Annotated in this window: 17 protein-coding genes; 8 read left to right on the forward strand and 9 right to left on the reverse strand. The window is 72.0% G+C overall.

The annotated features are described in order from the left end of the window. Positions 1-41: 41 nt before the first annotated feature. The 3 genes from JSX79_RS06020 to JSX79_RS06030 form a co-directional block, all read right to left on the reverse strand. Positions 42-1199: a Gfo/Idh/MocA family protein gene (locus JSX79_RS06020; protein WP_229085458.1), complete on the reverse strand. Its 1158-nt coding sequence runs from the start codon at positions 1197-1199 to the stop codon at positions 42-44. Further along, complete coding sequence (locus tag JSX79_RS06025) at positions 1196-2017, reverse strand: sugar phosphate isomerase/epimerase (protein WP_229085459.1); 822 nt, start codon at positions 2015-2017, stop codon at positions 1196-1198. The genes JSX79_RS06020 and JSX79_RS06025 overlap by 4 nt, the downstream gene beginning before the upstream one ends. 107 nt (positions 2018-2124) lie before the next feature. Continuing rightward, positions 2125-3489: an MFS transporter gene (locus JSX79_RS06030; RefSeq protein ID WP_071295715.1), complete on the reverse strand. Its 1365-nt coding sequence runs from the start codon at positions 3487-3489 to the stop codon at positions 2125-2127. 159 nt (positions 3490-3648) lie between these two features. On the opposite strand from JSX79_RS06030, the gene JSX79_RS06035 reads away from it, so the two are divergent. From JSX79_RS06035 to JSX79_RS06045, 3 genes are read left to right on the forward strand one after another with little or no spacing between them, the layout of a single operon-like run. Continuing rightward, positions 3649-4233: a TetR/AcrR family transcriptional regulator gene (locus tag JSX79_RS06035; protein ID WP_229085460.1), complete on the forward strand. Its 585-nt coding sequence runs from the start codon at positions 3649-3651 to the stop codon at positions 4231-4233. 49 nt (positions 4234-4282) lie between these two features. Further along, on the forward strand, positions 4283-4957 hold the full coding sequence (locus tag JSX79_RS06040) for a DUF433 domain-containing protein (protein WP_229085461.1): 675 nt from the start codon (positions 4283-4285) through the stop codon (positions 4955-4957). Next, entirely contained in the window at positions 4954-5364 is a 411-nt protein-coding gene (locus JSX79_RS06045; RefSeq protein WP_229085462.1) for a hypothetical protein, read from the forward strand. The genes JSX79_RS06040 and JSX79_RS06045 overlap by 4 nt, the downstream gene beginning before the upstream one ends. Here JSX79_RS06045 and JSX79_RS06050 read toward each other — a convergent pair whose 3' ends face one another. Beyond that, positions 5365-5532: a hypothetical protein gene (locus JSX79_RS06050; RefSeq protein WP_175473708.1), complete on the reverse strand. Its 168-nt coding sequence runs from the start codon at positions 5530-5532 to the stop codon at positions 5365-5367. It abuts the gene before it with no gap. Positions 5533-5741: 209 nt separating this feature from the next. On the opposite strand from JSX79_RS06050, the gene JSX79_RS06055 reads away from it, so the two are divergent. The 3 genes from JSX79_RS06055 (at position 5742) to JSX79_RS06065 (ending at position 8532) form a co-directional block, all read left to right on the forward strand. Continuing rightward, positions 5742-6362, forward strand: coding sequence for a CoA pyrophosphatase (locus JSX79_RS06055; RefSeq protein ID WP_229085524.1), 621 nt, complete (start codon positions 5742-5744; stop codon positions 6360-6362). Positions 6363-6388: 26 nt separating this feature from the next. Next, positions 6389-8017 carry a phospholipase D-like domain-containing protein gene (locus JSX79_RS06060; protein ID WP_229085463.1) on the forward strand — a complete coding sequence of 543 codons (1629 nt, stop codon included), beginning with the start codon at positions 6389-6391 and terminating at the stop codon, positions 8015-8017. 80 nt (positions 8018-8097) lie between these two features. Continuing rightward, entirely contained in the window at positions 8098-8532 is a 435-nt protein-coding gene (locus JSX79_RS06065) for a hypothetical protein (protein ID WP_229085464.1), read from the forward strand. A 57-nt stretch (positions 8533-8589) separates the two neighbouring features. On the opposite strand, the gene JSX79_RS06070 is transcribed toward JSX79_RS06065, so the two are convergent. Genes JSX79_RS06070 through JSX79_RS06085 form a run of 4 tightly spaced genes read right to left on the reverse strand, consistent with a single transcriptional unit; the run spans position 8590 to position 10990 of the window. Beyond that, positions 8590-9228 carry a TetR/AcrR family transcriptional regulator gene (locus tag JSX79_RS06070; RefSeq protein WP_229085465.1) on the reverse strand — a complete coding sequence of 213 codons (639 nt, stop codon included), beginning with the start codon at positions 9226-9228 and terminating at the stop codon, positions 8590-8592. A gap of 40 nt (positions 9229-9268) precedes the next feature. Then, positions 9269-9424, reverse strand: a complete 156-nt coding sequence (locus JSX79_RS06075) for a hypothetical protein (protein WP_175473709.1) — start codon at positions 9422-9424, stop codon at positions 9269-9271. After that, positions 9411-10463 carry a hypothetical protein gene (locus JSX79_RS06080; protein ID WP_229085466.1) on the reverse strand — a complete coding sequence of 351 codons (1053 nt, stop codon included), beginning with the start codon at positions 10461-10463 and terminating at the stop codon, positions 9411-9413. Before JSX79_RS06080 ends, JSX79_RS06075 begins: the two co-directional genes overlap by 14 nt. After that, positions 10460-10990 carry a WxL domain-containing protein gene (locus JSX79_RS06085; protein WP_071295709.1) on the reverse strand — a complete coding sequence of 177 codons (531 nt, stop codon included), beginning with the start codon at positions 10988-10990 and terminating at the stop codon, positions 10460-10462. The genes JSX79_RS06080 and JSX79_RS06085 overlap by 4 nt, the downstream gene beginning before the upstream one ends. Positions 10991-11212: 222 nt before the next feature. Here JSX79_RS06085 and JSX79_RS06090 point away from each other — a divergent pair, with 222 nt between their 5' ends. Together JSX79_RS06090 and JSX79_RS06095 are read left to right on the forward strand one after the other, a co-directional pair. Next, positions 11213-11446, forward strand: a complete 234-nt coding sequence (locus JSX79_RS06090) for a PLDc N-terminal domain-containing protein (protein WP_022907408.1) — start codon at positions 11213-11215, stop codon at positions 11444-11446. A gap of 43 nt (positions 11447-11489) precedes the next feature. Then, complete coding sequence (locus tag JSX79_RS06095) at positions 11490-11906, forward strand: hypothetical protein (protein WP_229085467.1); 417 nt, start codon at positions 11490-11492, stop codon at positions 11904-11906. A gap of 108 nt (positions 11907-12014) precedes the next feature. Here JSX79_RS06095 and JSX79_RS06100 read toward each other — a convergent pair whose 3' ends face one another. Continuing rightward, positions 12015-12524, reverse strand: a complete 510-nt coding sequence (locus tag JSX79_RS06100) for a GNAT family N-acetyltransferase (protein WP_229085468.1) — start codon at positions 12522-12524, stop codon at positions 12015-12017. Positions 12525-12732 lie beyond the last annotated feature (208 nt).

Genomic DNA, 12732 nt, shown 5'->3' on the forward strand with positions numbered 1-12732 from the left:
CGGCGGACGTGAGCAGGGCCTCCCGTCTGGTGCCCCGGTCGTCAGACCGCGGCCGACGCCGTCTCCAGCGTGGCAGCGAACGGGTCGAAGTCCTCCGGCAGGGACGCGATCGCCCCGACGGTGGACTCGACCTCGACGAACGACCGCCGCTCGATGGACTCCTCCACCGAGACCATCGCGTCGAGCACGTGGTACCCGACGGCACCGGTCGCGATGTGCGAACCGCCGCCCCGGATGGCCCGCGCCATGTCGAGCACACCGAGGCCTCGGCCGACCGTCGGCTCCTCGTCGAGGAGCGTCTCCCACTCCTGTTCGAACGGCCACGAGGCGCCGACGGGGATCGGTCGGGCGATCCGGATCGGGTGCCCGCCGCCGAACGTGTTCGGGTCGGGCAGGACGATCGTGCCCTCGGTGCCGTTGACCTCGAAGACGCCGTGCCGGAACAGCGGGGTGTCGAACGACAGCAGCGACTGCGCGTTGCCACCCTGCTCGAACGACGACAGGACGGACACGTGGGTGGGCACCTCGACGGGGAACGACTGGCCCGCGTTCGGCCCGACGACGAGCTCTCGGGTCTCGCGGGACCGCGACCCGGTCGCGACGACGGAGTCGATCGGCCCGAGCAGGTGCACGAGCGCCGTGAAGTAGTACGGGCCGATGTCGAACAGTGGGCCGGCGCCCTTGGCGTAGAGGAACGACGCGTTCGGGTGGAACACGTCCGGCCCCTGCCACTGCATGCTCGTGACCGCGGTGAGCGGCGTGCCGATCGCACCGGCCTCGATCGCCCGCTTGGCGGTCTGCCACCCCGGGCCGAGCACGGTGTCGGGCGCGATGCCGAGCTTGAGCCCGAGCTCGTCGGCGAGGGCGACCAGGCCCGCAGCGGACTCGCGGTCGACCCCGATCGGCTTCTCGCTCCACACGTGCTTGCCCGCGCGGAGGGCGTCCGTGGACACCGCCACGTGCGTGGCCGGCAGCGTCAGGTTGATGACGATCTCGACGTCGGGGTCGGCGAGGACCGACGCACCGTCGCCGGAGGCCGCGACGCCCCACTTCGCCGCGGACGCCGCCGCCCGCTCCGTGTCGATGTCGCCGATCCGGACGACCTCGACGTCGGGGAAGGTCGTGAGGTTCGCCAGGTACTGCTCGCTGATCATGCCGGCGCCGATGAAGCCGATGCCGACCTTGCCCGTGCGGGTCATGCGGACACCGCCGATCCGCTCGGTGCGAGCTGCGCGGCGAGCCACTCGTACGACTGGGCGACCCCGTCGAAGACGTCCCCCGCGAAGCCGTCGAACTCGATCACGGCGTACTCGAGGGCCGTCGCGGCACGCAGCGCCTCGGCGAGCCGGACGTCGCCCTGGCCGGCCGGGGTCTGGTCGGTGGGGATCGTCGCGGTGGAGATGTCGTCGCGCATGGGGCCGTCCTTGACGTGCACGGCGACGATGCGGTCACCGAGCTCCTCGATGAACGGCACGAGGTCGATGCCCGCGGCGGAGGCCCAGTACAGGTCGAGCTCGAGCACCACGCCCGGGTCGAGCAGCGAGGCGAGCACCTGCAGTGCGGGCCGGCCGTCGATCTGCGGTCGGAGCTCGTGGTCGTGGTTGTGGTAGCCGACACGGAGGCCGTGCTCGGCCGCCTCGGCGGCGGCGGCGTTGAGTCGGGCCGCGACCCGCTCGACGCCCTCGCGGGTGGTCCAGTGGTCGGGGCCGACGAACGGGTCGATCACGATCTCGAGGCCGAGCTCCTTCGCCGCGGCGAACGTGTCGGCGTGCGACGGAGCGGTCATCACGGTGCCGTCGGGCAGCGGGATGGTCTCCTCGACGAGGAAGGCGTGGCCGGTCTTCGCGGTGATGCCGTGGGCGTCGAACGCTTCCTTGAGCTGCGCTGCTCGGTCGACGAACGCGAACGCCTCGACGGTGTCGAAGCCGATGTCGGCGAGGCGGCGGACGCCGCCGTCGAGGTCGGGCTCCAGCGCGGCGTTCACCGTGTAGAGCTGCAGGGAGATGGCGGGTGCCATGGCTGGTCCTTTCAGGGAGGCTTGCGGTGTGTGCGGTGACCGCCTGGAGGCGCGACTCGCCTTCGTGAGTCGGGTCGCGCCTCCAGGACCGTGCGCTGGTGCGCCGTCTACCGGACCGACTTGATGGGGAAGATCACGAGTGCGCCGAGGATCACCGCGACACCCGCGCCCCAGAGCATGAGCGTGTAGTTCTGACCGCCCCCGACGCCGAGGAGGAAGAGGCCGACGGCCGGGGCGAGCGACTGCGGCAGCGCGTTCGCGATGTTGATCACGCCGAGGTCCTTGCCGGGGCGCTCCGGGTCGGGCAGCACGTCGACGATGAGGGCGGTGTCGATGGCGGAGTAGATGCCGAAGGCGAAGCCCATCACGATCTCGGCGAAGTAGAACCCGCCGACCGTGTCCACGTGCGCCAGGATCACCAGGCCGACGGCGGTGAGGGCCGTGGAGCTCCACACGAAGACCTTGCGGCGGCCGACGCGGTCGGACACCCACCCGGAGAGCGCGGCGCTGACCAGCAGGGCGACGGTGTAGAGGAGCACACCGAACGCGACGATGCCGACGGCCTCCTTCTGCGGGAGGCCGATGCGGTCCTCCATGTACAGCAGGCGGTAGGTCGTGAACATGAACGTGCCGAAGGTGATGAGGAAGCGCCCCCACCAGGCGAGCCCGAAGTCGCGGTGCTTGATCGGGTTGGTCCAGAACGACGAGATGAGGTTGACCCAACTGAACGGCTTGATCGGCGTCGTCGGCAGTTCGTCGCGGGCCACGAACGAGTAGACGAGGATCGCGATGATCGCGATGATGCCCGGGACGATGAAGAGCATCGGCAGGTTGCCGACCAGGTAGACGGCCAGGTACAGACCGGCGAGGATCGCGGTGTTCTGCGCGAGCGCGATGACGCTCGAGGCCTTGCCGCGCTGGAACTCCGGCACGTTGTCGGCGAAGCTCGCGGTCAGGGTGGCGAGGACCGCGTTGGCGGTGACCTGCGCGAGGACCCACGCCAGGGTGAGCTGCAGGACGTTCGGCGAGAACGCGAGCCAGGCGAGCGCACCGACGAAGACGATGACGCCGCCGACCATCCACGGCCGACGACGACCCCAGCGGGTGCGGGTGCGGTCCGAGATCGCGCCGAAGAGCGGGTTCGCGAGCAGGGCACCGATCGCGCCGAACGGCAGGACCGAACCGACGATCGTCTCGGGGTTCGACGGGTTGAGCTCGGTCGCCTTGATCGACATGCTCACGAAGACCGGCGTGAGCAGGGCGACGAAGAGGCCGAACTGGGCGAAGCTGAGGCCCCAGAGGTAGCCGCGGCCCACCCGCATCGTGCTGACGGACTGCGTGATGCCCTCGACCGAGAACGCTCGGGACGCTGCGGCGTCCGTGGCGGTGGCGCCGGCGGCTGCGGTGACCGCGGGGGATGCGGTTCCGGCGATGCCGCGTGTGGGTTCTTCCTTCGACGTCGGTGTCGACATGACTCCTCCTCGAGTCATAGGGGGCTTCGGGGCCCGCTGAATCCCTAGTGCTACTAGGTGATCGGGACAGTAGCACCCAAAACCTCCGACCGGAAGTTTTTGTTTCGGTACTTTGCGGGGGCACTTCGACGACTCATGGCTGCCGGTAGGTTGGTCCGAGTGACCTCCAACGATGGAACCGGCAGCCGCGGGCCCTACGCCAAGGGCGTGCAGCGCCGGCAGGAGATCCTCGACCAGACGCTCGAGGTCGTCGCCTCCCGCGGCATCGACGGGACCTCGCTCCGGGCCATCGGCGAGGCGATCGGCATCTCGCACGCCGCGCTCCGGCACTACTTCTCGTCGCGCGAGGCCCTGCTCGTCGAGGTGCTGCGGGAGCGTGACGACGCGTCGAACCGGGCGTTGGGCGACACCGGCGGCGTGTTCCCCCGGCTCGAGTTCGTCGCCCACCGGAACGTCAGCGAGCCGGCCCTGGTGACGCTCTACACGACGCTGCTCGGTGCCTCGGTGGAGGTGGGGAACGAGACCGCGCGGTCGTACTTCGCGGGGCGGTTCGCCACGGCGCGCGCTGATCTGGCGCAGCAGCTCCGCGACGAGCTCGTCGCCACCGGTCGGCACAGCGACGCCGACCTCGACCAGGTCGCGTCGCTCATCATCGCGGCGTTCGACGGGTTGCAGGTGCAGTGGTTGCTCGACCGCGACGTGGACATCGCGGGGACGCTGCGGTTGTTGGAGCGAGTGCTCTAGCCTCCGAGTTCACAGTCCGGTGCAGCCCGCGCCTCGATAGGATGTTTGCATGCAAACGCCGATCTCGCATGCCGCGCACACCACGCCGCTCTACTCCCTGACCGAGGCAGCGCAGATCGTGCGCGCACCGTCGACGTCGTTCGCGCGGTGGGCGCACGGGCACCGGTTCAAGCAGCGAAGCGAAGGTGATTGGGGCTGGAGCGCGCCCATCCTCACCGGTGTGCAGGCGGGTCGCAGCTACACCGTGCCGTTCAACGCCCTCGCCGAGGGCTACATCGTCGAGTCCTTCCGACGCGCCGGCCTCCCGATGGCACGCATCCGGCCGGCGGTCGAGGTCCTGCGGCAGGAGATCGGCCTCGAGAACGCGCTGTTGAGCGAGAAGCTCCGGACCGACGGCGCGGAGATCCTCATCGAGAACGGGGACCGCGACCTCGTCGTCGTCCGGAACCACCAGGGTGTCTTCCGGGACGTCGTCGACCAGTACCTGCAGAGCATCGTCTACCGCGAGGGGTTCGTGGACTTCCTCCGCCTGCCGACGTTCGAACGCATCGAGGTGGTCGTCGATCCACGCCGCAACGCCGGTCAGCCGACGGTCGCCCGGATCGGGGTCCGTGTCGAGGACGTCGTGAGCAGGGTGCGCGCCGGGGAGTCGATGAGGGACGTCGCCGACGACTTCACGCTCGACGCCGTCGAACTCCGCTCGCTCCTGCTGCAGGCCGCGTGAGCGTGAGCCAGGCCCGGTTCCTCCTCGATCGCTCCGTGGGCGGGCGACTCCTCATCGCGCGCCTCAGGGAAGGCGGGTGGGATGCACGCACGCTCGCCGAGGAGTACGGGGACGAGCGTGCGCAGCGCATGCCCGACGAGGAGTGGATCGCCGAGGGGACCCGGTCCGGGTACGTGCTCCTGGCCAAGGACCACCGCGTGGCGACACGGCCGTTGGAAGCACGCGCGATCTACGTCCACGATGCGCGCGTGGTGACGTTCGCCCGCGGAGAGCTCACCGCGCTCGAGATGGGCGATCTGTGCATGCGCCACGAGCGGGCGATCCACCGCCTCGCGCAGGTGCAGCCGCCGTTCGTGATGGCGCTGAGTGAGACGGGGCTGCGGCGGAAGCGCCTCAACGTCGTCTGACTACTCCGTGCCGTCGTCCTCCTCGGGGTTGAAGTGCGAGTCGTCGCCCACGTGTCCGGCGGCGAGGCCGTCGGGCTCGTTGGGGATCGTGCCGTCCTCGCCGAGGCCGTCCGGCTTCGGGGTGCCCTCGGGGTCGTTCTTCGGTGCGGTGCCGTCGGTGTCGCTCATGGTCTGCTCCCCTGCAGTGTCGGTTCGGGACCGCCGTGGTCCCGGTGGTGCTGACTCGGAACGTACGTGCCGTGCCTCGGAGATCCCCCGGGGGCGCACCTTCCGGATGTTCCGCCTCGGAGCGCAGCACCTAGGCTGACGACGTGAACCCGGCGCGTCAGCAGCTCTCCGCGCTCGTCGGTCCCGGTGCCGCCCCGCTCGTCACGGGCATGCCGGTGGCCAGTGCCTCCCGCAACGCGGCCGTCCTCATCCTGTTCGGCGAACTCGACGACGTCCCGAGCGACCGCCCCGCCGCCGGCACCGACGTCTCGCGGGACCTCGACGTCCTGCTCCTCGCACGGGCCACCACGCTCCGCGCCCACCCCGGCGAGATCGCGTTCCCCGGCGGCCGGGTCGACCCCGGTGACACGGACGCGACCGCAGCGGCACTCCGGGAAGCCCGCGAGGAGACCGGCATCGACACCGCGGGCGTGGACGTCCTCGGCACGATCGCCCCGGTGCCGCTCGCGTTCTCGCGGCACCTCGTCACGCCGGTGCTCGGGTGGTGGCGCGACTCCTCGCCCGTCCGGGTCGTCGACGAGGCCGAGTCCGCCGCGGTGTTCCGGGCGCCGGTGGCCGACCTGCTCGACCCCGCCCACCGCGGCGTGACGGTGATCCGCCGCGGCGGCCAGGAGTGGCGCGGCCCGGCGTTCACGATCGACTCCGGCCCCGAGCAGCACGTCGTCTGGGGCTTCACCGCGATGCTCCTGGACGCCCTGTTCGACCGCCTCGGCTGGGCCGAGCCGTGGGACGACCGCCACGAGATCCCCCTGCCGGGCTCGCGCCCCTGAACGGCGCCGTCCCGTACTGTTCGACTGTGCGTACCGGTCCAGCTGATTGGTTCCTCTCCCGCGACGAGCGAGGCAACCTCGCCACCGGCGTGCACGCGGGACACCCCGACGACGACACGGACCGGAACCGGCCCGACGCCGAGGGGGACACCGGCGCCGATGCGGCACCGTGGTCTGAGGGCAACCACGTCCGGCCGCTCGTGCACGGCGCCGCCTACTTCGACCGCATCCACGCGGAACTGACCGCCCTCCGCCCCGGTGACCGCGTGTGGTTCACCGACTGGCGCGGCGACGCCGACGAGCGGCTGCTGCCGGACGGCCCGACGATCGGGGACCTGCTGGCGGACCGCGCACGAGCGGGCATCGAGGTGCGCGGGCTCATCTGGCGGTCCCACGGCGAGCGCGTCTCGGCCTCGATCAGCGCCCGGTCGAACGAGCTGCTCGGCCGGAAGATCAACGACGCCGGCGGCCAGGTGCTGCTCGACCAGCGCGTCCGGGTGTTCGGCTCGCACCACCAGAAGTTCTTCGTCATCCAGCACCGCGACGACCCCTCCCGCGACGTCGCGTTCGTCGGCGGGATCGACCTCTGCCACAGCCGTCGCGACGACGCCGCGCACGAGGGCGACCCGCAGCCCGTCTCGATCGACGCCCGCTACGGGGAGCGCCCGGCCTGGCACGACGCGTCGACGGAGCTCCGTGGGCCGGTCGTCGCGGACGTGCTCGCCGTCTTCGCCGAGCGGTGGGACGACCCGCTCCCCCTCGACCGCAGCCTGCCGTACCGGATGCTGCTGCAACGCCTCGTCCACATGCCACGCCGCCCCGAGCCGCTGCCCGAACGCACGGCGCCACCCCCACCGGCCGGGCACCACGCCGTGCAGCTCCTCCGCACGTACGGGGTGAAGCGCCCGCCGTTCCCGTTCGCGCCCCTGGGTGAGCGCAGCATCGCCCGTGCGTACGGCAAGGCCTTCGCACGAGCGCGATCGCTGCTCTACATCGAGGACCAGTACCTCTGGTCCCGCGAGGTCGCGACCGGCATCGCCGAGGCCCTCGAACGCAACCGGGAGCTCCGCGTCGTCGTCCTCGTGCCGCGGTACCCGAACTCGGACGGGCCGCTCGGCGGTCCCCCGAGCCGGTTCGGCCAGATCGAGGCGCTCCGGACGCTCCGCCGCACCGCACCCGACCGTGTCGGCGCCTTCGACCTCGAGCACGAGGACGGCCGCCCGATCTACATCCACGCCAAGGTCTGCATCGTCGACGACGAGTGGTTCACGATCGGCTCGGACAACTTCAACCGCCGCTCGTGGACGTCCGACAGCGAACTCACGTGCGCCGTCGTGGACACCTCGGACGACGACCGGTCCCTCGCCCGTGACCTCCGCCACGAGCTCTGGGCGGAGCACCTCGCGACGACGCCCGACGACGAGCGGTTCACCGGGTCCGGCGCGGACCTGCTCGCCCTCTGGCGTTCCACGGCGCGTGCGCTCGACCACTGGCACGAGGACGGGCAGCCCGGCCCGCGGCCCGCTGGGCGCATCCGCCAGCACGAGCCGGAGCCGGTCTCCGCGCTGCAGCGTCTGTGGGCGCGTCCCGCCGCGCGCCTCGCTGTGGACCCCGACGGCCGGCCGCGCCGGTTGCGCGGCTCGACCCGCTTCTGACGGGAGGCGCGGTGCGGGCCCGACCCGCGCCTCCCGTCCGCCGTCCACTCGCGTCCACTGCCCCCACCTACGCTGGGTGCATGGGGGCACGCGAGGACTGGTGGGACGATCCCGGCGACGACCTGGTGCTGCACCCGCCGCGAGCCGAGCAGGCGCCGCCACCCCGCGACCCCGGCTCGGTCGACCTCGTCGCCACCGTCCTGCTCCTCGGCGCGGCCGTCCTGGTGAGCCCGGCGGCGTGGTTCGGCGTCCTCATCGGCCAGCTCGCGTTCACCGGGTGCGCGCAACCGTCGCCGGGGTGCAGCAGCGCTGACGACCCCGGTGCGGCCGTGCGCAACTGGCACCTCGTCCTCACGCTCGTCGTCCTCGTCGCGGGGATCGTCGGTTCGGTCGCGCGCCGTGCCCGACGCCGGACGGGGTGGCCCGTCGCACTCGCGACACTGGTCGGCGTGCTGGTGGTCTTCGCCGGAGCCCTCGTCGCGATCCAGGTCGCCAGCGGGGGCAACTTGTTCTAGCGACCCCGGCGTCGACGCGCCGCCCAGCCGTCCGGTGGCCCGCTGCGGCGCGACCGCTCAGGCCAGGATCGCGTCGAGCGGGTACGCCGCGAGTGTCCGGATGCGCTCGGGTGAGGCTCCCGCGTCGCGGAGCACGATCTCCCAACTCGTCTGCACGCTCTGGTCGACCGGCGTGCCGGAGAGTCGGAAGAGGTTGGCCGCGTGCGCGCCGAGCGCGCCGGTCAGCAGCCGACGTGCCAGCACGCCCGCGTCGACCGTCGCCGGGACGTCGCCGTCGTCGATCGCGGCCCGCACGTTCCGCCGCACGAAGTCCAGGGCGTGCTCGACCCGGCTCGGCCGCTGCTCGCCGCTCTGTTCGATCATGAGCCGCAGGGCTCCGCTCGCGATCGGACTCGTACGGTCCAGGTGCAGGCCTGCGCGCATCGCGATGAGCAGTGCGTCGAGACCGGGGCGCATCGTGCGCTCGACCCGGCCGAGCAGGGCCTCGAGTCGATCGAGGTGCTGTTCGACCACCGCGTTCGCGAGGGCCTGCTTCGAGGGGAACGCCTCGTACCCGATCGAGGACTTGGGCTTCCCCATCGACGCCGCGATCGACGAGAAGGACGTCCCTGCGTAGCCGTTCCGGGCGAACTCCTGCGCCGCGGCCTCGATGATCCGCTGCCGGGTCCGAGCTCGCTGTTCCTGGCGCTGGTTCACCCGACGATCCTAGGTGGGCGCGGGGCCACCCGCCCGTCGGTCACTCCACGGGCACACCCCGTTCCGTGCGGTGGTCGCGCCCGAACCCGCAGTCGCAGAGCACGCGGATGGGTTCGCCCTCGCGGAGCGTGAGGAACGTCTCGAGGTGGAGCTGCACCGGGGCGTCGAGGCTCGGGATCTGGTCAGTGAGGGACATGCGGGGTTCCTTCCGGTGGAGTCGGAGCGGTCGTCGAGCGGCGGCGCCGGAGCGCGAGGGCCGTCACCGTCGCCGAGGCGAGGACGAGCAGGACGAGCAGGACGGGGACGAGCCCCACGGACGGATGGGAGCCGGACGCCCGGTCGATGCGCGTGGCGGCACTCGGCGAGGCGCTCGGCAGGGCGATGCTCCCCGCGGTCCGTTCGGTGGTGACGCCGTCGGTGACGGCGATCCGTGCGAGCCAGGTGCCGGGCGCCACCGCGGCCGGGACTGTGAAGGTCAGCGCGGCCCGCTGACCCGGCGCGAGGGTCCGCGGCCGGTCCCCGGTGATCGACGGGAGCACGGCCCCTGCCGGTCCGTCCGCGAGCACGAGCGTGCCGGTGAGGTCGACCGCGCGCTCGCCGGTGTTGCGGACGTCTGCGAGCACGGTCCGCTCGTCCCCACTCGGTCCGACGCGCGGCTCCGACACCCGGAACGCCGTGCGGAGGGCGGCCGGCCCGCTGACGGCAATGTACGCCCGCACCCCGACCCGGCTGACCATCCGGAGGCCGGTCCCGTCCGGCCGCTCGGAGGCGGTGGCTGCCCAGACGACCGCGTACCGCTCTCCGCCGGTCGCGTCCGGAGGGACGGCGATGCGGACCCGGACCAGGGCGGACGACCTCGCCGGAACGTCGACGGACGCCGGGTCAAGCCCGATCCAGTCGGTGAGCTCGCTCCGCGGTGCGGTGTCGATCCGGAAGGCTCCGTCCGTGATCCCGGCCGCGGTCGTGGTCATCGACACCGCCCGCTCGGTGTCCGAAGCGTTGGTCACACGGATCATCCGCTCGACCGTGTGCCCGGGCCGCAGCGCGTCACGGATGTACCGACTGGTGGGTGACCGGTCCGTGGCCTCGGCCCCGGGGAGCAGTTGCACGCCGATCCCCGGTTCCGGGCTCGATCCCGTCCCCGCTGCGGCGACCCCGGCCGGGGCCACGAGGACGGACCACACGATGCTCGCCGCGACGACGACGAGGAGGCTGTGCGCAGCTCGTCGAGTCACGCCACCGAGTGCGTGATCGTCGCCGTGTAGTCATCGGCCGCCAGGGCGTCCGCGGGCACCGCGAGACCGACCGTCGCGTCCCAGGTCGCGGTGTTGTTCCCCGAGACGGCAGCCGCGGTCTGCACCGCCGCGGCCGTCGTGCTGCCGGTGACCGTCGACGGCGTCAGGGTGGCCGTCCCCGTCACGACGGCCTGTCCGGGAGCGTAGGTCAGCGCGGACGCCGGCAGCTGGCGGTCCACGCTGGCCGACGAGAAGTCGGTCACCGTCACGGATGCGACCCACCCATCGGTCCCGGCGCGATCGTCGGTCACGACGACGCCCTCGAGGGTCGCGGAACCCGTCGTCCCCGGTGCCGCCGACCCGAGGGTGAGCGCGGTGGGCGCCGAGATCGACAGTGCTCCGGCTTCGACCGCGGCGACCGCCGTGGTCTGGCTGTCGGCGGCGGCAGGGGTCGCGACGCTGATCATGGCCGCGATGGCGAGGCCAGCGACGGCGGTGCTGGCGAGGGCGGTACGTGTCCGGTACATGGGGCTCCTTCGATCGGCGCGCAGGTGATCTGCACTCAGTAGACGATCGTATTTTGAGCAACACGTGACGTCTACCCCTCGGATGCGGGTGTCGTGGGACGGCGCCGGGACAATCGACCACTGATGTCAACCGCTGGACTGACGAACCACCCGCCGCGCCCTCCTATCGTTGGACCGCCGCGCAGCGCATCCCTGCGGCGCGGCGGACGAGGGGAGAACGACGTGCTCGAGAACCTGGGCGGCGCACACGTGCTGGTCCTGCTGGTCGTGCTGGCGCTGGACGTACTGGCGCTGGTGCAGGTGTGGCGGGACCGACGTCGGAGCGACCTCGTGAAGATCGTCTGGACCGTCGTGATCGTCGCGGTGCCGGTCATCGGCGTGGTCGGGTGGGCCGTGAACTGGCTCCTCGGCCGTGCGGCCGACCGGCTGAACCGGACGAGCGGCCCGAGCGCCTGACGCGCAGCGTGGTCGAGACGACAGGACCCGGCGGTGTGTCCGGGTGCTGAGCGAGCGACATGCCGAACTGATCGCCGAACTCGAAGCGGCGGGGTCGGACGAGTGGGGTCCGCGGGCACTCCTCGCCTGCCTGCGGAAGCTCCGCGACGGCGGCCCGACCGAAGCGGAGTCCGTGGTCGTCCACGATGCCTGGGCGACCGAGGACGGCTTCCGCGTGGTCTACGACGCTCCGTGGGGCGGCCCGCGCGTCGGCATCGTCCGCGAGCGCTCGACGACGATCGACTGGCTGGACGCCTACACGACCGGCGACGAAGCCACACCCGAGGAATTCGGCTGGGAAGTCGCCGATTTCAACATCGGCGAGCCGCTCGGCCGGTGGCTCGACCACCTCGACGTGGACGCCGACGGCCTCGGCTGGTGGGGCCACGTCCCGATGCGCCGCGCGGGGCGGCGGCGCTGACCCAGCCGGGTCCAGTCGCCGGCCCGGCAGCCGTGGACGCGACCACGGCCCGACCAGGAGGCGCGGTGCGGCGCCGACCCGCGCCTCCCGACCCACGGTCGCTGCGGTTCAGAGCCGCTTCGCGTACCACCGGTCCGAGTAGGGGTCGTCGGTGAAGGCGGGCACGCGCTCGAACCCGAGCCGCTCGTAGAGCGCACAGGCCTCGGCGAGTTCGGCACGGGTGTCCAGCCGGAGCACGCCGATCCCGCGGCGACGACACGCCGCCTCGAGCTCGCGCACGAGCCGGGCCGCCGTGCCCCGTCCACGCGACTCGGGCAGGGTGAAGACCTTCGTGAGTTCGGCGACGCCGAGACCGACACCGACACCGAACCGCGCTCCGGCGCACGCGATCGCTCGACCCTGCTCGACGGCGACGAGGAACACTCCGGACGCACCCTGCAGGTCGTCGTACGGCTCGTCGCGCAGCGCTTGGTCGACCTCCTCCGCGGTCGCCGGGCGTCCGTACCAGCGCGACGCGACCTCGGCGAGGTACGTCCGCACGATCCCGTCGGCCACCGGGTCACCGGGGCGGACGACCTCGACGTCGACGCTCGACCCGTCGCTGATCCGTTCGTCCACGGTCCTCCCTGAAGCTCACTGCGACCGTACCGGTGAAGCGATGTCGAGCCCAGTCCAGCCCTGCAACGGAGGAACCTTGCGCGGTGCGATCAGTTCGGAGCGCGACACCGTCGGACGCGCACGTTTCCGCCGCAGATGGGCAACTTTGCGCCCCCCGATCTTCCCTAGGCTCGATGCACCAGCGCACCCGCAACCAGCCCAACGACGG

It is taken from the genome of Curtobacterium sp. GD1 (assembly GCF_020882855.1).
Taxonomy (GTDB): Bacteria; Actinomycetota; Actinomycetes; order Actinomycetales; family Microbacteriaceae; genus Curtobacterium.

Coding starts and splice junctions, on each gene's coding strand:
- JSX79_RS06020 (WP_229085458.1), bottom strand. CDS start 1,199: ATGACCCGCACGGGCAAGGTCGGCATCGGCTTCATCGGCGCCGGCATG.
- JSX79_RS06025 (WP_229085459.1), bottom strand. CDS start 2,017: ATGGCACCCGCCATCTCCCTGCAGCTCTACACGGTGAACGCCGCGCTG.
- JSX79_RS06030 (WP_071295715.1), bottom strand. CDS start 3,489: ATGTCGACACCGACGTCGAAGGAAGAACCCACACGCGGCATCGCCGGA.
- JSX79_RS06040 (WP_229085461.1), top strand. CDS start 4,283: ATGCAAACGCCGATCTCGCATGCCGCGCACACCACGCCGCTCTACTCC.
- JSX79_RS06050 (WP_175473708.1), bottom strand. CDS start 5,532: ATGAGCGACACCGACGGCACCGCACCGAAGAACGACCCCGAGGGCACC.
- JSX79_RS06055 (WP_229085524.1), top strand. CDS start 5,742: ATGCCGGTGGCCAGTGCCTCCCGCAACGCGGCCGTCCTCATCCTGTTC.
- JSX79_RS06065 (WP_229085464.1), top strand. CDS start 8,098: ATGGGGGCACGCGAGGACTGGTGGGACGATCCCGGCGACGACCTGGTG.
- JSX79_RS06075 (WP_175473709.1), bottom strand. CDS start 9,424: ATGTCCCTCACTGACCAGATCCCGAGCCTCGACGCCCCGGTGCAGCTC.
- JSX79_RS06085 (WP_071295709.1), bottom strand. CDS start 10,990: ATGTACCGGACACGTACCGCCCTCGCCAGCACCGCCGTCGCTGGCCTC.